Annotated in this window: 15 protein-coding genes; 6 read left to right on the top strand and 9 right to left on the bottom strand. The window is 70.7% G+C overall.

Annotation, left to right across the window (positions count from 1 at the left end; all coding sequences use genetic code 11):
* The first annotated feature begins 229 nt into the window (after positions 1-229).
* Together gabT and NP777_RS13960 are read left to right on the top strand one after the other, a co-directional pair.
* Complete coding sequence (gene gabT, locus NP777_RS13955) at positions 230-1,579, top strand: 4-aminobutyrate--2-oxoglutarate transaminase (protein ID WP_256650471.1); 1,350 nt, start codon at positions 230-232, stop codon at positions 1,577-1,579.
* Positions 1,580-1,681: 102 nt separating this feature from the next.
* Positions 1,682-2,569, top strand: a complete 888-nt coding sequence (locus tag NP777_RS13960) for a phosphatase PAP2 family protein (RefSeq protein WP_256650472.1) — start codon at positions 1,682-1,684, stop codon at positions 2,567-2,569.
* A gap of 98 nt (positions 2,570-2,667) precedes the next feature.
* Here NP777_RS13960 and NP777_RS13965 read toward each other — a convergent pair whose 3' ends face one another.
* The 7 genes from NP777_RS13965 to NP777_RS13995 all read right to left on the bottom strand — a co-directional run bounded on the left by NP777_RS13965 (position 2,668) and on the right by NP777_RS13995 (position 10,660).
* Positions 2,668-4,116 carry an NAD(P)/FAD-dependent oxidoreductase gene (locus NP777_RS13965; RefSeq protein ID WP_256650473.1) on the bottom strand — a complete coding sequence of 483 codons (1,449 nt, stop codon included), beginning with the start codon at positions 4,114-4,116 and terminating at the stop codon, positions 2,668-2,670.
* A 5-nt stretch (positions 4,117-4,121) separates the two neighbouring features.
* A complete protein-coding gene (locus NP777_RS13970; protein WP_256650474.1) occupies positions 4,122-4,919 on the bottom strand; it encodes an ABC transporter permease in 798 nt (265 codons plus the stop codon).
* Complete coding sequence (locus tag NP777_RS13975; RefSeq protein WP_256650475.1) at positions 4,916-5,854, bottom strand: ABC transporter permease; 939 nt, start codon at positions 5,852-5,854, stop codon at positions 4,916-4,918. The genes NP777_RS13970 and NP777_RS13975 overlap by 4 nt, the downstream gene beginning before the upstream one ends.
* A complete protein-coding gene (locus NP777_RS13980; RefSeq protein ID WP_256650476.1) occupies positions 5,851-7,002 on the bottom strand; it encodes an ABC transporter ATP-binding protein in 1,152 nt (383 codons plus the stop codon). The genes NP777_RS13975 and NP777_RS13980 overlap by 4 nt, the downstream gene beginning before the upstream one ends.
* Before the next feature lie 21 nt (positions 7,003-7,023).
* Entirely contained in the window at positions 7,024-8,271 is a 1,248-nt protein-coding gene (locus tag NP777_RS13985) for a polyamine ABC transporter substrate-binding protein (protein ID WP_256650477.1), read from the bottom strand.
* Between the two features lie 67 nt (positions 8,272-8,338).
* Positions 8,339-9,859, bottom strand: coding sequence for a gamma-aminobutyraldehyde dehydrogenase (locus NP777_RS13990; RefSeq protein WP_256650478.1), 1,521 nt, complete (start codon positions 9,857-9,859; stop codon positions 8,339-8,341).
* 363 nt (positions 9,860-10,222) lie between these two features.
* Positions 10,223-10,660, bottom strand: coding sequence for a DUF4190 domain-containing protein (locus tag NP777_RS13995; RefSeq protein ID WP_256650479.1), 438 nt, complete (start codon positions 10,658-10,660; stop codon positions 10,223-10,225).
* Positions 10,661-10,775: 115 nt separating this feature from the next.
* Between NP777_RS13995 and NP777_RS14000 the strand changes: the two genes are divergently transcribed.
* On the top strand, positions 10,776-11,432 hold the full coding sequence (locus NP777_RS14000; RefSeq protein ID WP_256650480.1) for an NADAR family protein: 657 nt from the start codon (positions 10,776-10,778) through the stop codon (positions 11,430-11,432).
* Here the strand turns inward: NP777_RS14000 and NP777_RS14005 are convergent.
* Positions 11,372-12,559, bottom strand: coding sequence for a DUF4190 domain-containing protein (locus NP777_RS14005; protein ID WP_256650685.1), 1,188 nt, complete (start codon positions 12,557-12,559; stop codon positions 11,372-11,374). The genes NP777_RS14000 and NP777_RS14005 overlap by 61 nt on opposite strands.
* Positions 12,560-12,670: 111 nt before the next feature.
* On the opposite strand from NP777_RS14005, the gene NP777_RS14010 reads away from it, so the two are divergent.
* A complete protein-coding gene (locus NP777_RS14010) occupies positions 12,671-13,693 on the top strand; it encodes an adenosine deaminase (protein ID WP_256650481.1) in 1,023 nt (340 codons plus the stop codon).
* Positions 13,690-14,397: a glycerophosphodiester phosphodiesterase gene (locus tag NP777_RS14015; protein WP_256650482.1), complete on the top strand. Its 708-nt coding sequence runs from the start codon at positions 13,690-13,692 to the stop codon at positions 14,395-14,397. Before NP777_RS14010 ends, NP777_RS14015 begins: the two co-directional genes overlap by 4 nt.
* Before the next feature lie 222 nt (positions 14,398-14,619).
* Here NP777_RS14015 and NP777_RS14020 read toward each other — a convergent pair whose 3' ends face one another.
* A complete protein-coding gene (locus NP777_RS14020; protein ID WP_256650483.1) occupies positions 14,620-16,071 on the bottom strand; it encodes a gamma-aminobutyraldehyde dehydrogenase in 1,452 nt (483 codons plus the stop codon).
* A 178-nt stretch (positions 16,072-16,249) separates the two neighbouring features.
* Between NP777_RS14020 and NP777_RS14025 the strand changes: the two genes are divergently transcribed.
* Positions 16,250-16,723 carry an Lrp/AsnC family transcriptional regulator gene (locus NP777_RS14025; RefSeq protein WP_020868121.1) on the top strand — a complete coding sequence of 158 codons (474 nt, stop codon included), beginning with the start codon at positions 16,250-16,252 and terminating at the stop codon, positions 16,721-16,723.
* Position 16,724 lies beyond the last annotated feature (1 nt).

Consider the following 16,724-nt stretch of genomic DNA (forward strand, 5'->3'; position numbering starts at 1 on the left):
ACCGGGTATCCCTCGGCTTTCGCGCCATCGCTCAATCTAGTGTTCCCGCGCGGGGAGTTCAGCGACCCGGGCGGGCCCGTCTCACTCAGGCGATCCGTAAGGCCGCCATCGGGCTATGGCCGTCGCGGACAAGGAAACACGCACAGTGCTCCCGAACGGAACATGCCTCATCCCTCGCCACGCCCATAGCCTGCGACTAAAACCCCTGTCCTTTCCCCTGGAGCCCGTCATGACCGAACTGTCCGGAGGCCCGGCCCTCCCCCAGGAGCGTCGCGTCGTCACCGCCATTCCCGGCCCGAAGTCGCAGGAGCTGCTCGCCCGTAAGAACGCGGTGGTCGCCGGTGGGGTGGGGAGTGTGCTGCCGGTCTTCACCGTGCGCGCGGGCGGCGGTGTGATCGAGGACGTGGACGGCAACTCGCTGATCGACTTCGGTTCCGGTATCGCCGTGACCTCCGTCGGCTCCTCCGCCGAGGCCGTCGTGCGCCGGGCGTCCGCGCAGCTCGCGGACTTCACGCACACCTGTTTCATGGTCACGCCGTACGAGGGCTATGTGGAGGTCTGCGAGGAGCTGGCCCGGCTCACGCCCGGCGACCACGCCAAGAAGTCGGCGCTGTTCAACTCGGGCGCCGAGGCGGTGGAGAACGCGGTGAAGATCGCACGTTCGTACACCAAGCGCCAGGCGGTCGTCGTCTTCGACCACGGCTACCACGGCCGGACCAACCTCACCATGGCGCTCACCGCCAAGAACATGCCGTACAAGCACGGCTTCGGCCCCTTCGCGCCGGAGGTCTACCGCGTTCCGCTCGCCTACCCCTACCGATGGCTGACCGGTCCGGAGAACTGCGCCGAGGAGGCCGCGGCCCAGGCCATCGACATGATCAGCAAGCAGATCGGGGCCGAGAACGTGGCCGCGATCATCATCGAGCCGGTCCTCGGCGAGGGCGGTTTCATCGAGCCCGCCAAGGGCTTCCTGCCCAGGATCGCGGAGTTCGCCAAGTCCAACGGCATCGTCTTCGTCGCGGACGAGATCCAGTCCGGCTTCTGCCGCACCGGCCAGTGGTTCGCCTGTGAGGACGAGGGCATCGTCCCGGACCTGATCACCACCGCCAAGGGCATCGCGGGCGGTCTGCCGCTGGCCGCCGTCACCGGCCGCGCCGAGATCATGGACGCGGCGCACTCCGGCGGCCTGGGCGGCACCTACGGCGGAAACCCGGTGGCGTGCGCGGCGGCGCTCGGCGCGATCGAGACGATGCGCGAGCTGGACCTCAACGCCAAGGCCAAGCGCATCGAGGAGGTCATGAAGGGCCGCCTCGCCGCGATGCGGGAGAAGTACGACATCATCGGCGACCTCCGCGGCCGCGGCGCCATGATCGCCATCGAACTCGTGAAGTCCGGCACCAAGGACCCCAACCCCGAGGCCACGGCCGCCGTCGCCAAGGCCTGCCACTCGGCCGGCCTGCTGGTACTGACCTGCGGAACCTACGGCAATGTGCTGCGTTTCCTGCCGCCGCTGGTGATCGGCGAGGACCTTCTGAACGAGGGTCTCGACCTCCTCGAGAACGCCTTCGCCGAGCTGTGACTGTGAGTGCTCGATGGGCGGAGTGAAGAAGATGTGCGGGGCCGATGACAGGTGGGTGATCGGCCTGTCCGACAGGGCTTCGCTGCCGTACGGTCATTGCAGATGAGAGAAACACCCCGCTCGCAGGGGACTGCGGGCGATGCCGAGCCGGTGCTTCCCCAGCCCCGACCCGGCTGTGCCCTCGCGCACACCACTGGAGCCTCCGGCTCCGGATCTCCTCACCGATCGGACGGCCGCCCGCCCCAAACCCCCCGGGGCGCGCGGCACACCGATCGCCACGGCGGCCCCGGAACCACCCCCCCTGTTCCGGGGCCGCCGACTGTTCACTCCCCTTCCGCGCCACGGGCGCCCTTTTCCGCGCCCCTCGCGCCCGTCGCACTGATCACGCCCCTCGCACTGATCGCGCTGCTCGCGCTGTGCACCTGGCAAGTCGCCGCCCACGGCCCGCTGCGCACCTACGACGAACGGCTCGGCCGCGCGATCGCCGGCTCGGCGCTCCCCTCCCCCGTCGCCGGGTTCCTCGCCGACCTCGGCAATACGGCGGTGGCGGTCCCCGTCCTCGCCGTCGCCCTCGGCTGGGCGGCCTGGTGCGCCCGGCGCGCGGAAGAGCCGCGCTGGTGGCTGCCGCCGCTGGCCGCCGCGGTGGCGATGGCGGCGGTTCCGGCGCTGGTGGTTCCGTACAAGGCGCTGATCGACCGCCCCGGCCCGCCGGGACCGCTCGCGGGCGAGACCGGATTCTTTCCCTCCGGCCATGCCGCGACGGCCGCCGTCGCCTACGGCGCGGCGGCGCTGCTCCTCCACCCTCTTCTGCGCCCGCGGCTGCGGCGGCCCCTCCTGGCGGCCGTCGCCGTGCTGAACCTCGCCGTGGCCGCCGGGCTGGTCCGGCGCGGCTACCACTGGCCGCTGGACACCGTCGCGAGCTGGTGTCTGTCCGGCCTCCTGCTGTGGACGGTGCTCAGGGTCAGCCGTTCGAGCCACAACGGCCCGTAGAACCCCAGCTCCTGCAAGTAGCACCCCAGCCCCCACAAGCCGTGGTCACCCGGGCCGCGCCGGGCGAACCGGGGTGACCACGGCACGGGGCTCCGCCCTCAGCTGTCGAACCCCAGCCCCACCTTGTCCATGGCCTTCAGCCACAGATTGCGGCGCCCACCGTTCTCATCGGCCCGGGTCATCGCCCACTGCGTGATCCCGATCCCCGCCCACCGCACCGGCTCCGGCGGGAAGGGCAGCGGCTTGCTGCGGACCATCTCCAGGCGGGTGCGCTCGGTGCGCTCACCGGCGAGCAGGTCGAGCATCACCTCGGCGCCGAACCGGGTCGCCCCGACGCCCAGGCCCGTATAGCCGAGCGCGTACGCCACCCTCCCCCCGTGCGCGCTGCCGAAGAACGCGGAGAAGCGTGAGCAGGTGTCGATGGCGCCGCCCCACGCATGGCTGAAACGCACGCCCTCCAGCCGCGGGAAGCAGCGGAAGAAGTGCTGGGCGAGAGTGCGGTAGGTGGCGGGGTTGTGGTCGTATTCGGCGCGCACCCGCCCCCCGTAGCGGTAGATGGCGTCGTAGCCGCCCCACAGGACGCGCTGGTCGGCGGTGAGCCGGAAGTAGTGGAAGTGGTTGGCGGTGTCGCTGAGTCCCTGCCTGCCCCGCCAGCCGATCGCGTCGATCTGCTCCTCGGTGAGCGGTTCGGTCATCAGCGCGTGGTCGTAGACGGGGGCGATGTACGGGCGGATGCGGCGCACCAGCGCGGGGAAGGCGTTGGTGGCGAGCGCCACCTGGCGGGCGCGCACCCGGCCGTACGGGGTGCTGACGGCCATCCCCGCCCCGGCGCTCGCCAGCCGCTCGGCCGGGGTGTGTTCGTAGATCCGTACGCCCAGCTCGGCGCAGGCCCGCGCCAGCCCCCAGGCGAGCTTCGCGGGGTGCAGCATGGCCACACCGCGGCGGTCCCACAGTCCGGCCAGGAAGGTGGGCGAGTCGACTTCGGCGCGCATCGCGTCGCGGTCCAGGAACTCCTGCTCGCCGACGCCGAGTTCGGCCGCCATCCGGGCGGCCTCGCGCAACTCGTCCACCTGGTACGGCTCGGTGGCCACATCGATCTCGCCGGTGCGCTCGAAGTCGCAGTCGATGCCGTAGCGCTCGACGGCGGACTCGATGGCGTCGAGGTTGCGCAGGCCGAGCCGCTCGAGTTCGGCCAGCTCATCGGGCCAGCGGGCGGCGCCGTTGCCGAGGCCGTGGGTGAGGGAGGCGGCGCAGAAGCCGCCGTTGCGCCCGGAGGCGGCCCAGCCGATCTCCTTGCCCTCGACCAGCACCACCTCGCGGTCGGGGTCGCGCTCCTTGGCGATCAGGGCGGTCCACAGTCCGCTGTAGCCGCCGCCGACGACGAGCAGATCGCACCGCTCCTCCCCGACGAGGGCCGGGCGGGGGCCGGGCCTGCCGGGGTCGTCCAGCCAGTACGGCCGGTACGCGGCCCCGGCCAGGGCCTTCCAAGCGGACGGGGCGGGGGCGTCGTCGCCCCCGGACGAGCGGGTCATGGCGTCCGTAGCCATGGTTTTCAGCTCCTCTTGCGGCGGGCGCCGGCCAGTTGGCCGACGAGAACACACAGCACCGCGACGGCGAACATCGCTGTTCCGATCACATTGATCTGCACGGGTGTGCCGCGCTGTGCGGATCCCCAGACGAACATGGGGAAGGTCACGGTCGAGCCTGCGTTGAAGTTGGTGATGATGAAGTCGTCGAAGGAGAGCGCGAAGGACAGCAGCGCCCCCGCGGCGATACCCGGCGCGGCGATCGGCAGGGTGACGCGCAGGAAGGTCTGCGCCGGGGAGGCGTAGAGGTCCTGGGCGGCCTGCTCCAGCCGGGGGTCCATGGACATCACCCGCGCCTTGACGGCCGTCACCACGAAGCTCAGGCAGAACATGATGTGGGCGATGAGGATCGTCCAGAAGCCGAAGTCCACGCCCATATTGAGGAAGAGGGTGGCCAGCGAGGCGGCCATGACGACCTCGGGCATGGCCATCGGCAGGAAGATCAGGCTGTTGACCGCCGGGCGGGCCCGGAAGCGGTAGCGGGCCAGCGCGAAGGCGATCATCGTGCCGAGGACGGTCGCGCCGATCGTCGCCCATACCGCGATCTTCAGGCTGAGCGAGAGCGAGCCGCACAGGTCGGAGACGCCGCACGGATCGGTCCAGGCGTCGGTGGAGAACCGCTGCCATTCGTAGTTGAACCGGCCGTTGGGCTTGTTGAAGGAGAAGATCAGGACGACGACGTTGGGCAGGATCAGATACGCGAGGGTGCCGAGCCCCGCGATGACCACCAGGTTCCGCCGTATCCAGCGCGTCAGGGCCGTCACACCAGGTCCTCCGTCCCGGACTTGCGGATGTAGACGGTGACCATCGTGAGGATGGCCGCCATGAGGATGAAGGACAGCGCCGCCGCCGTCGGATAGTCCAGCACCCGCAGGAACTGCGACTGGATGACGTTGCCGATCATCTTCTGGTCGGTGGAGCCGAGCAGTTCGGCGTTGATGTAGTCGCCCGCGGCGGGGATGAAGGTGAGCAGCGTGCCCGCGACGACGCCCGGCATGGAGAGCGGGAAGGTCACCCTCCGGAAGGTGGTGATGGGACGGGCGTAGAGATCTCCGGCGGCCTCGTGCAGCCGGGGGTCGATGCGCTCCAGGGAGGTGTAGAGCGGAAGGATCATGAAGGGCAGGAAGTTGTACGTCAGCCCGCAGACCACCGCGAGCGGGGTGGCCAGCACCCGCTGCCCCTCGGTGATCCCCAGATAACTGGTGACGTCCAGGAGGTGCAGCGAGTTGAGCGCGCCCACCACCGGGCCGCTGTCGGCCAGGATCGTCTTCCAGGCGAGGGTGCGGATCAGGAAGCTGGTGAAGAACGGCGCGATGACCAGGATCATCACCAGATTGCGCCAGCGGCCCGCCCGGAAGGCGATGAGGTACGCGAGCGGATAGCCGAGCAGCAGGCACAGCACGGTGGCGGTGGCGGCGTAGAGCACCGAGCGCAGGAAGTGCGGGTAGTACTCGGTGAGCGCGTCCCAGTAGGTCTGGAAGTGCCAGGTGACCTTGAAGCCCTCTTCGAGGGAGCCGGTCTGGACGGAGGTCGACGCCTGGTAGATCAGCGGCGCGGCGAAGAAGATCAGCAGCCAGAGGATGCCGGGGAGCAGCAGCCAGTAGGGCACCAGCCGCTTGCGGACGGCGGGCTTGCGGAGGGGTGGCTTCCGTACGGGCTCGGCCGCCGGAGGCGCGTCGGGAGTCGCCGTGGCCGTCATGGCGCCTCCTCGTCCAGCTCCGTACCGGCGTCGATGTCCTGTGCCGCGTCGAGACCGAAGGTGTGGGCGGGGTTCCAGTGCAGGACGACCTCGGCGCCGGGGACGAGCCGGGCGTCGCGCTCGATGTTCTGCTCGTAGACGGTGATCTCGGGGCAGTCCGGGGTGGTGATGAGGTACTGGGTGGAGACGCCGATGAAGCTGGAGTCGACGATCCGGCCGGTGATCCGGTTGCGCCCCTCGGGTACGGTCCCGGCGTCCTCGGCATGGGCCAGGGTGATCTTCTCGGGACGCACCCCCACCAGCAGTTTCCCGCCCGTGCGCACGGGCGCGCTACATCGCTCGGCGGGCAGGGCGAGCTTGCCGCCGGCGGCGGTGAGCACGAGGTCGCCGCCGCTCTTGTCGGTGATCTCGGCCTCGATGAGGTTGGAGGTGCCGAGGAAGTTGGCGACGAAGGTGGTGCCGGGGTTCTCGTAGAGCTCGGCGGGGGCGCCGCGCTGCTCGACCCGGCCGCCGTTCATCACCGCGACCGTGTCGGCCATGGTCATGGCCTCCTCCTGGTCGTGGGTGACATGGATGAAGGTGATGCCGACCTCGGTCTGGATGCGCTTGAGCTCCAGCTGCATCTGGCGGCGCAGCTTGAGATCCAGCGCGCCCAGCGGCTCGTCGAGCAGCAGCACCCGGGGGTGGTTGATCAGCGCGCGGGCGACGGCGACGCGCTGCTGCTGGCCGCCGGAGAGCTGCTGCGGTTTACGGCGCGCGAAGTCACCGAGCTGGACCAGCTCCAGCATCTCCTCGACCTGCTTCTTCACCGACTTGACGCCGCGTCGGCGCAGCCCGAAGGCGACGTTCTCGAAGATGTCCAGGTGCGGGAAGAGGGCGTAGCTCTGGAAGACCGTGTTGACGGGCCGCTTGTGGGGCGGGAGGGCGGTGATGTCCTCACCGGCCAGCTGGACGGTCCCGGTGGTGGGGTCCTCCAGGCCCGCGATCATGCGCAGGGTGGTGGTCTTGCCGCAGCCGGAGGCGCCGAGCAGGGCGAAGAAGGAGCCGGCGGGTATGTGCAGATCGAGCGGGTGGACGGCGGCGAAGGACCCGTAGGTCTTGCTGATCCGGTCGAGCCGGACGTCGCCGCCGGAGGTGGGCTGGGTCATGGCGGTGCGCTTCCTCGCTTGTCAGGCGCCGGTGAGCTTGGCGAACTTGTCCTCGAATGCCGCCTCTTCCGTGCTGGAGAGCGAGCGGAAGGAGTGGGACTTGGCGGCCATCTCCTCGTCCGGGAGGATCAGCGGATTGTCCGCCAGCGCCTTGTCGATCTTCGCGAGCTCGTCGCGCACCCCGTCGACCGGGCAGACGTAGTTGATGTAGGCGGCGATCTTCGCGGCGACCTTGGGCTCGTAGAAGTAGTCGATGAGCCGTTCGGCGTTCTTTTTGTGGCGCGCCTTGTTGGGGACAAGAAGGTTGTCCGTGGCCGTCATATAGCCGGCGTCGGGGATGGCGAACTCGATCTCGGGGTTGTCCGCCTGGAGCTGGATCAGGTCCCCGGCCCAGGCCATACAGGCGGCGATGTCGCCCTTGGTGAGGTCGCCGGTGTAGTCGTTGCCGGTGAAGCGGCGGACCTGGCCCCGGTCGGACGCCTTCTGGAGGCGGGCGATCGCGGCGTCGTAGTCGTCCGCGGTGACCTTCTCGGGGTTCTTGCCCATGTCCAGGAGGGTCAGCCCGACGGTGTCGCGCATCTCGGTCAGCAGCCCGACCCGGCCCTTGAGCTTGGGGTCGTCCAGCAGCTGGGAGACCGAGGTGACCTTACGGCCGCCGGTGGCCTTCTTGTTGTACGCGATGACGGCGGGGATACCGGTCCACGGATAGGAGTGGGCGCGGCCCGGGTCCCAGTCCGGGGTGCGAAAAGGTTTCGCCAGATTGGTGTAGGCATGGGGCAGTTGGCCGGGGTCCAGCGGCTGCATCCAGCCGAGCCGGATCATCCGGGCGGCCAGCCAGTCGGTGACGCAGATGAGGTCGCGGCCGGTGTCCTGGCCCGCCGCGAGCTGCGGCTTGATCTTGCCGAAGAACTCGACGTTGTCGTTGATGTCCTCGGTGTACTTGACCTTGATGCCGGTACGCCGCTGGAACGCGTCCAGGGTCGGATGGCGGCCGCCCTTGCCGACGTCCATGTACTCGGTCCAGTTGGAGAAGGCGAGCCGCTTCTCCTCGGCGGAGTGGTCGTCGGAGGCGTTGTTCGCCTCGGTGCGCCCCGCGGGCGGGATACCGCAGCCGCCGAGCGCCCCGAGCCCGCCGACGGCGATCGCCCCGGCGCCTCCCGCACGCAGCAGGGAGCGGCGGGTGAGCGCCATACGGCCGCTGGTCATGGAGCGCCGCATCGCGGCGATCTGCGGTGGGGACAGGCTGTCCGGCTCGTGCCGTGCTTCCATAAGCTGTGCCTTTCGAGGGTGTCGGCCGGTGGCGGCCGGCCGAGGCCACGCGGAGGTGGCCGCACATTCAGGTCCGTCGGTCCCCGAAGACCGTGCGGTGCCAGTCCTTGCGGACCACCGCGGTGTTGTCGAACATCACATGCTTGACCTGCGTGTACTCCTCGAAGGAGTACGCCGACATGTCCTTGCCGAAGCCGGACGCCCGCACCCCGCCGTGCGGCATCTCGCTGATGATCGGGATGTGGTCGTTGATCCAGACGCAACCGGCCCGGATCTCGCGGGAGGCGCGGCCCGTACGGTAGACATCGCGGCTCCAGGCGGAGGCGGCGAGACCGTAAGGGGTGTCGTTGGCGAGCGCGATGCCCTCGTCGTCGCTGTCGAAGGGGAGGACGACCAGGACCGGGCCGAAGATCTCGGACTGGACGACCTCGCTGTCCTGGGGCGCGCCGGTGATGAGCGTGGGCCGGTAGTAGGCGCCCTTGGCGAGGTCGCCGCCCGGGGCCTCGCCGCCGGTGACGACGGTGGCGTAGCCGCGGGCCCGATCCACGAAGCCGGCCACGCGGTCGCGCTGGGCGTGGGAGATGAGCGGGCCGAGGTCGGTGTGCGGATCGAAGGGATCGCCCAGCCTTACGGTCGCCATGAGTTCGGCGACGGCGGCGACGAACGCGTCGTACAGCGGGCGTTGCACATACGCCCGGGTGGCCGCGGTGCAGTCCTGGCCGGTGTTGATCAGCGCGCCCGCGACGGCGCCGTGCGCGGCGGCCTCCAGGTCCGCGTCGTCGAAGACGACGAAGGGCGCCTTACCGCCGAGTTCGAGATGGATCCGCTTGACGGTGGCGGTGGCGAGTTCCGCGACCCGCTTGCCGACCGCCGTGGAGCCGGTGAAGGAGGTCATCGCCACGCCGGGGTGGGAGACCAGGCGCTCGCCCGCCTCACGGCCGGTGCCGCTCACCACGTTGACGACGCCGTCCGGGAGGCCCGCCTCGGTGGCCGCCTGGGCGAACATCAGCGAGGTCAGGGGCGTCAGTTCGGCGGGCTTCAGCACGATGGTGTTGCCCGCGGCGATGGCCGGGAGGACCTTCCAGGCCGCCATCTGGAGGGGGTAGTTCCAGGGGGCGATGGAGCCGATGACGCCAATGGGCTCACGGCGGATGTACGAGGTGTGGTCGCCGCTGTACTCGCCGGCGGCCTTGCCCTCCAGATGGCGGGCGGCGCCCGCGAAGAAGGCGGTGTTGTCGATGGAGCCGGGCACATCGAACTCGGTGCTGAGCTTGATGGGCTTGCCGCACTGCAGCGACTCGGCGTGGGCGAGGTCGTCCGCCCGTTCGGTGAGCGCCGCGGCGAAGCGGTGCATCGCGTCGGACCGCTCGCCGGGGGTGGCACCCGCCCACTCGGGGAAGGCGGCCTCGGCGGCGGCCACGGCGGCGTCGACATCGGCCGCACCGGCGAGCCGGTAGCCGAACACCTGCTCACCGGTGGCCGGGTCGACGACCGCGTGCCTGCCCTCGGAGCCGCCCTCGCGCAGACGGCCCGCGATGTACTGGGCACCGTCGGCGAATCGCTCCGTCACGTCGAACCGCTGATCCATCGCGCCCTCCTCCGCCGATCCGCCCATAGGGGCACGGCGTAGCTTCAACCGGAATTGATGGCCGATCCTGACAGAGGACCAGCGCTTCAACAAGGGATTCCGTTGTTGCTTTTTGGTTTCGCGACGGATTCAGTGATCAGAGTGGCTTCGGTATCACCGTTTCCGAGCCAGACGCCGGTCCGGACGACGGTTTGAGCAGCCGGTCCGGACGGCCGGTCCGGAGGCTGGTCCGAAGGCTGGTCGGGAGGCTGGTCCGGAGGCTGGTGGGGGTGCCGCTGGGGACGCCGGTCCGGGGTCCGGCGGGGACCCCGGACCGGACGCCGTCTGGAAGGCCGCCTGGAAGGGTGCCTGGAAGGGCGTCCCTCAGAAGACGGAGTCGACGGCGGCGTCCAGCGCGGCGAGGTAGATCGCCGGGAGCACCATGCCGATGATGCCGCAGACCAGACCGGCGGTGGCCGAGCCCCCGTTGTTCGCCTCGCCGCGAGCGACCTTCCCCTTGCCGATGGCGCCGAAGATGATCGCGAGGATGCCGAGGATGACCGCGAAGACCCACAGGAAGTAGGTGATCCCGCAGACCAGACCGACGATGCCGCAGACCAGGGCGGCCGTGCCCATGCCGTTGCTCAGCTGCATCGGCATCCCGGCCACCCCCGGGTAGACGGGCGGCGCGGCGGGGTAACCGGCCCCGGGGTACTGCGGCGGCTGGACCGGGGGCTGCCCCGGCGGCGGCGGGGGCGCGGCGTAGGGATTGGCCTGTGGGTCGTACGGTCCCTGCTGTGGACCGGGTGTGTTGCTGGACATCGTCGGTCTCCCCTCCTGATTAACGTCCGGCAATGTTATGGGCAGGACTCATGCCTGGACAGCTCGATTGCCCAGGTCGGCGGGGCTGTCAGTGGCGGGTGCGAGAATCCTGGGCATGAAGACGAACGGGGTGGGGGATTCGGTTTCGGCGGAAGGGAGTCCCCCGGTTTCGGCCGGCGGGGGTCCCCGGTCGGTCGAGGAGCTGGTCGAGCGGGCGGCGCGCGGTGAGCGCCTGAAGTACGTGTGGTTCTGGGGGCATCGGCCCAGGCCGGACGGAAGCGTGGGTTCGGGGTGCTTCAGCCAGTGGTGGCCGTCGCCGTTCACCGTGGACGGGGTCACCTACGCGACGGCCGAGCACTGGATGATGGCGGGCAAGGCTCGGCTGTTCGACGACGCGGAGGCGGAGCGCCGGGCGCTGGAAGCCGCCCACCCCAAGCAGGCCAAGGACGCGGGCCGCGCGGTGCGCGGCTTCGACGAGGAGACCTGGCGGCGCCATCGCTTCGGGCTCGTGGTCGAGGGCAGTGTGCACAAGTTCGGCCACCACCCCGAGCTGCGCGGCTATCTGCTGGGCACCGGGTCGCGGGTGCTGGTGGAGGCCAGCCCGGTGGACCGGGTGTGGGGCATCGGGCTGGCGGCGGACGACGAGCGGGCGGCGGACCCGGCCCGCTGGCGCGGGCTCAATCTGCTGGGGTTCGCGCTGATGGAGGCGCGTCAGCGGCTGATATCGGCGAGCGGGGGCGGGGGCACCGCGGGGGCCGAGACCCTGGCATAGCCGGGATCGTCATCGCTGCCCGAGTCGTCTTCCTCGGCGGCTATGTAGACGAAGATCATGACGACGCTCGCCACCACGGCGATGGCTCCGAGGATCACCCCGGCGAGCGCCGAGCCGCCGTTCGTCGCCTCGCCGCTCGCCGCCCTGGAGCGGCCGAGCACCCCGAAGATGATCGCGAGTACACCGAGGACGATGCCGAGCACGATGCTCGCGAAGAGCACCAGGCCGATGATGCCGAGCACCAGGGCGGCCGTGCCATGGCCGTTGTTCGGCACATACGTCCCGCCCGGCCAGCCCTGGCCGTACACCCCACCGGGATAGGTGGCACCGGGGTAGCCGGAGCCGGGGTAGCCCGTGTCGGGGTGGGCGGCGCCGGGATAGACGGTGCCGGGGTGGGCGGTGCCCGGATAGCTGCCCGGGTAGCCGTAGCCGGGGTGGTCCTGGCCCGGCGCCCCGCCGTACGGGGACTGCTCGTACGGCGCCCGCTGCCCGTACCCGGGCTGGGCGTAACCGCTCTGGGCGTATCCGCTCGGCTGGCCGTATCCGCTTGGCTGGCTGTATCCGCTTGGCTGGCCGTACCCGCTTGGCTGGCCGTACCCGTTCTGCTGGGCGTACCCGTTCTGCTGGCCGTATCCGTTCGGCGCGTAGCCCGCGGGGGCGTACGGTCCGGCCGGGTAGGCGCTGGGCGTGCCCGGGCCGGTCGGGGCGGGCGGCGGCGGGGGCACCGCGCCCGGCGGGGCCACCGGGCCCCGTGACCGCGCGGCGCTCGGTGGGGGCGGCGGAGGGGGCGGGGGCGGCGGGCCCGGCATGGCGGGATGGGAGGTGAGGGTCGGCTGCTCGGCCACCCTGGGCCGGGGAGCGGGGACCACCGGGGGCCGGGCACCGGGTATGTCCTGCCCGCCCACGCCCACCGCTCGGTCCGCCGTCTTGTCCGCCACGCCCGCGTCAGCCGCGCCCGCATCCGCCGCGCCGCCGCCCGCCGCGCCTGTCTCCCCAGCCGCCTTGTCCAACGCGACCCGCTGCGCCGGTGGAGCCCAGGGATCGCGATCGAGCGGCTCGGACTGCCTCCGCGGTCCGGATCGCCGCTGCTCATCCTGCGGCTCGGACGGGTCGTGCTGGTCGGCCATGGAGCTCCCCACAAAGACGTCCGCCCATGCTACGGCCTGTGGCGAACCCGTCGGCGCCACACAATACGATGACCGGAACCCGCCGTCGGCGGGCGTCTCCCGGAGGTTTTGTTGACCGATCTGACCACCTTCATCGCCGGGCTGCCCAAGGCGGAGCTCCATGTGCACCACGTGGGATCCGCCTCGCCGCGCATCGTGGCCGAACTGGCCGCCCGCCACCCCGACTCCAAGGTGCCCACCGATCCCGAGGCCCTCGCCGAGTACTTCGTCTTCCGGGACTTCGCGCACTTCATCGAGATCTACCTCTCCGTGGTGGACCTGATCCGCGACGCCGAGGACGTCCGGCTGCTCACCTACGAGATCGCCCGCGACATGGCCCGGCAGAACATCCGCTACGCCGAGCTGACCGTCACGCCCTACAGCTCGACCCGGCGCGGCATCCCGGACACCGCCTTCGTCGAGGCGATCGAGGACGCCCGTAAGGCCGCCGAGTCGGATTTCGGCACGGTGCTGCGCTGGTGCTTCGACATCCCCGGCGAGGCCGGTCTCGAGGCCGCCGAGGAGACCACCCGGATCGCCTGTGAGCTGAACCCCGAGGGGCTGGTCGGCTTCGGTCTCGGCGGTCCGGAGATAGGCGTGCCGCGCCCCCAGTTCAAGCCGTACTTCGACCGGGCCATCGCCGCCGGGCTGCGCAGTGTGCCGCACGCGGGCGAGACCACCGGGCCGCAGACGATCTGGGACGCCCTCGTCGAGCTGCGGGCGGAGCGCATCGGCCATGGCACCAGCGCCGTCCAGGACCCGAAGCTGCTCGCCCATCTCGCGGAGCACCGCATTCCGTTGGAGGTCTGCCCGACCTCCAACATCGCCACGCGCGCGGTCGCCACGCTCGGTGAGCACCCCCTGAAGCAGATGGTCGAGGCCGGGGTGTTCGTCACGATCAACAGCGACGACCCGCCGATGTTCGGCACCGACCTCAACACCGAGTACCAGGTCGCGGCCCAGCTGCTGGATCTGGACGCGGCGGGCGTCGCGGCCCTCGCCAAGAACGCGGTCGAGGCGTCCTTCCTGGACGCCGAGGGCAAGGCGCGGCTCTCGGCGGAGATCGACGCCTACACGGTGGTCGCGGGCCGATGAGACCGGCGGGGGCGGGCTGCGTCCCGGTCGGCCACCGCGGCGACCCATATGTGTGCCGTGAGAACACCCTGCCCTCGATCCGCTCCGCGGTGCGCGCGGGGGCGGGCGCGGTCGAGATCGACGTACGGCTGACCCGGGACGGTGTGCCGGTACTGCTTCACGACGCCACCTTGAAGCGACTGTGGGGCCAGGACCGGCCGCTGTCCGGGCTGACCGCCGACGAGGTGCGGCAGCTGACCGGCGGGCGCGTGCCGACCCTGCGCGAGGCCCTCGCGTGCGCCGGCTCCACCCGGCTGCTGATCGATCTGCCGGACGCGTCGGCCGCGCCCGCCGCCGTCGCCCAGGTGCGGGAGAGCGGGGCGGGCGACCGGGTGTACTACTGCGGCGCCCTGGCGGCCCTGCACGCCGTGCGCCGCGCCGACCCGGACGCCGAGATCGCGCTGACCTGGACCACGCTGGCCCCGCCACGTCCGGCGCTGCTGGCCGCGCTGCGCCCGCGGTGGCTCAACTACCGCTTCGGGCTGGTCTCCCGCGAGCTGGTCGCCCGCCATCATGCCGACGGGCTGCTGGTCTCCGCCTGGACCGCCGACACCCGGCGGTCGATGTCCCGGCTGCTGCGGGCGGGCGTGGACGCGATCACCACCAACCGCGTCGCCGCCCTGACGGCCCTGGTCCGGATGTCCCCCCTTGGTCATGACAGGTGACCCCGCCATGACCAAGTGACGAGCCCGGGGCCGCAATCGGCCCCGCCCCGCGCGAACACCGGCCCGGCCCGGCGCGGGGATCGGCCCCGCCCCGCGCGGACATCGGCCCGGCCCGGCGCGAGCATCGGCCCCGCCCGGCGCGGGGATCAGCGCCGCCCCGCGCAGGATCAGCGCCGCCCCGCGCGGACACCGGCGCCGCCCCGCGCGGGGATCAGCGCCGCATCAGCCCAGCGACGTCATCACGTGCTTGATGCGGGTGTAGTCCTCGAAGCCGTACGCGGACAGATCCTTGCCGTAGCCGGACTTCTTGAAGCCGCCGTGCGGCATCTCGGCGACCAGCGGGATGTGGGTGTTGATCCAGACGCAGCCGAAGTCCAGCGCCTTGGACATCCGCATCGCGCGGGCGTGGTCCTTGGTCCACACCGACGAGGCCAGCGCGTACTCCACGCCGTTCGCGTAGGAGATGGCCTGCGCCTCGTCCGAGAAGGTCTGTACGGTGATGACCGGCCCGAAGACCTCGTTCTGGATGATCTCGTCGTCCTGCTTGAGGCCGGAGACCACGGTGGGCGCGTAGAAGAAGCCCTTGTCGCCGACCCGGTGGCCGCCCGCCTCGACCTTGGCGTGCGCCGGGAGCCGGTCGATGAAGCCGGTGACCTGGGCCAGCTGGTTGGCGTTGTTCAACGGCCCGTACAGCACGTCCTCGTCGTCGGGCGCGCCGGTCTTGGTCTCGGCGGCGGCCTTGGCGAGCGCGCTCACGAACTCGTCGTGGATCGACTCGTGGACCAGCACCCGGGTGGCGGCCGTACAGTCCTGGCCCGCGTTGAAGAAGCCCGCGACCGAGATGTCCTCGACCGCCTTGGGGATGTCGGTGTCCTCGAAGACCACGACCGGGGCCTTGCCGCCGAGCTCCAGGTGCACCCGCTTGATGTCCTTCGAGGCGCTCTCGGCGACCTGCTTGCCGGCCCGCACCGAGCCGGTGATGGACGCCATGGCGGGCACGGAGTGCTCGACCATCAGCCGGCCGGTCTCGCGGTCGCCGCAGATCACGTTGAAGACGCCCTGCGGATGGCCCAGCTCCGCCAGCACCCCGCCGATGATCTCGGCGAAGAGCACGGTGGAGGCGGGCGTGGTGTCCGAGGGCTTGATGACGACCGTGTTGCCCGCCGCCAGCGCCGGGGCGAACTTCCATACGGCCATCATCATCGGGTAGTTCCACGGTGCGACCTGGGCGCACACCCCGACCGGCTCCCGCCGGATGATCGAGGTGAGCCCCTCCATGTACTCACCGGCCGAGCGGCCCTCCAGCATCCGGGCCGCGCCCGCGAAGAAGCGGATCTGGTCGATCATCGGCGGGATCTCCTCGTCCCGCGTGAGACCGATCGGCTTGCCGGTGTTCTCGGACTCGGTGGCGATCAGCTCCTCCGCCCGCGCCTCGAAGGCGTCGGCGATCTTGAGCAGGGCCTTCTGCCGCTCGCCGGGCACCAGGTCGCGCCAGGCCGGGAAGGCGGCCTCGGCGGCGGCCATCGCCGCGTCCACGTCCGCGGCGCCCGACAGCGGCGCGGTGGCGTAGGGCTCGCCCGTGGCCGGGTTGACCACCTCCGTGGTCCGCCCGTCCGTGGCGTCCCGGAACTCTCCGTCGATGTAGTTGCGCAGACGACGCAGTTCGGTGGTCACGTGCCACCCCTCCTGTCAGCTGTCCGATGGGTGAGACACCCACAGTAGTCGCCGGTGCTGCGTTTTCAACATACCCGCCACACCAGAACAACGGAATCAGTGTTTTTGAGGTCCGTACACGACGAATTTCATCGCAGAAGGGTTGCGACACGGGCGAGGCTCGTGCACAGTGAGGGTCGTGGCCACACCTGACAAGAACGGCACGCCGACCCTCGACTCCGTGTCCCTGGCGATCATCGAGCAGCTCCAGGAGGACGGTCGTCGGCCGTACGCCGCCATCGGAAAGGCCGTCGGGCTCTCCGAGGCCGCCGTACGGCAGCGTGTGCAGAAGCTGCTCGACCAGGGCGTGATGCAAATCGTCGCCGTCACCGATCCTCTCACCGTGGGGTTCCGGCGTCAGGCGATGGTCGGCATCAACGTCGAGGGCGATCTCGACCCGGTCGCGGACGCGCTGACCGCCATGGACGAGGTCGAGTACGTGGTCGTCACCGCGGGCTCCTTCGATCTCCTGATCGAAATCGTCTGCGAGGACGACGATCACCTCCTCGAAATGATCAACAAGCGGATCCGCACGCTGCCCGGTGTGCGCTCCACCGAGAGCTTCGTCTACCTCAAGCTCCGGAAGCAGACCTATACCTGGGGAACGAGATAGC

The sequence above is a fragment of the Streptomyces rugosispiralis genome, from assembly GCF_024505145.1.
In the GTDB taxonomy this organism is placed as follows: Bacteria; Actinomycetota; Actinomycetes; order Streptomycetales; family Streptomycetaceae; genus Streptomyces; species Streptomyces rugosispiralis.

Bases quoted from the DNA above. Each gene is read 5' to 3' on its own strand.
- NP777_RS13995 (WP_256650479.1), bottom strand. From the start codon at position 10,660: ATGTCCAGCAACACACCCGGTCCACAGCAGGGACCGTACGACCCACAG.
- NP777_RS13985 (WP_256650477.1), bottom strand. From the start codon at position 8,271: ATGGAAGCACGGCACGAGCCGGACAGCCTGTCCCCACCGCAGATCGCC.
- NP777_RS14005 (WP_256650685.1), bottom strand. From the start codon at position 12,559: ATGGCCGACCAGCACGACCCGTCCGAGCCGCAGGATGAGCAGCGGCGA.
- gabT (WP_256650471.1), top strand. From the start codon at position 230: ATGACCGAACTGTCCGGAGGCCCGGCCCTCCCCCAGGAGCGTCGCGTC.
- NP777_RS13975 (WP_256650475.1), bottom strand. From the start codon at position 5,854: ATGACGGCCACGGCGACTCCCGACGCGCCTCCGGCGGCCGAGCCCGTA.
- NP777_RS13965 (WP_256650473.1), bottom strand. From the start codon at position 4,116: ATGGCTACGGACGCCATGACCCGCTCGTCCGGGGGCGACGACGCCCCC.
- NP777_RS14015 (WP_256650482.1), top strand. From the start codon at position 13,690: ATGAGACCGGCGGGGGCGGGCTGCGTCCCGGTCGGCCACCGCGGCGAC.
- NP777_RS13960 (WP_256650472.1), top strand. From the start codon at position 1,682: ATGAGAGAAACACCCCGCTCGCAGGGGACTGCGGGCGATGCCGAGCCG.
- NP777_RS13980 (WP_256650476.1), bottom strand. From the start codon at position 7,002: ATGACCCAGCCCACCTCCGGCGGCGACGTCCGGCTCGACCGGATCAGC.
- NP777_RS13990 (WP_256650478.1), bottom strand. From the start codon at position 9,859: ATGGATCAGCGGTTCGACGTGACGGAGCGATTCGCCGACGGTGCCCAG.
- NP777_RS14000 (WP_256650480.1), top strand. From the start codon at position 10,776: ATGAAGACGAACGGGGTGGGGGATTCGGTTTCGGCGGAAGGGAGTCCC.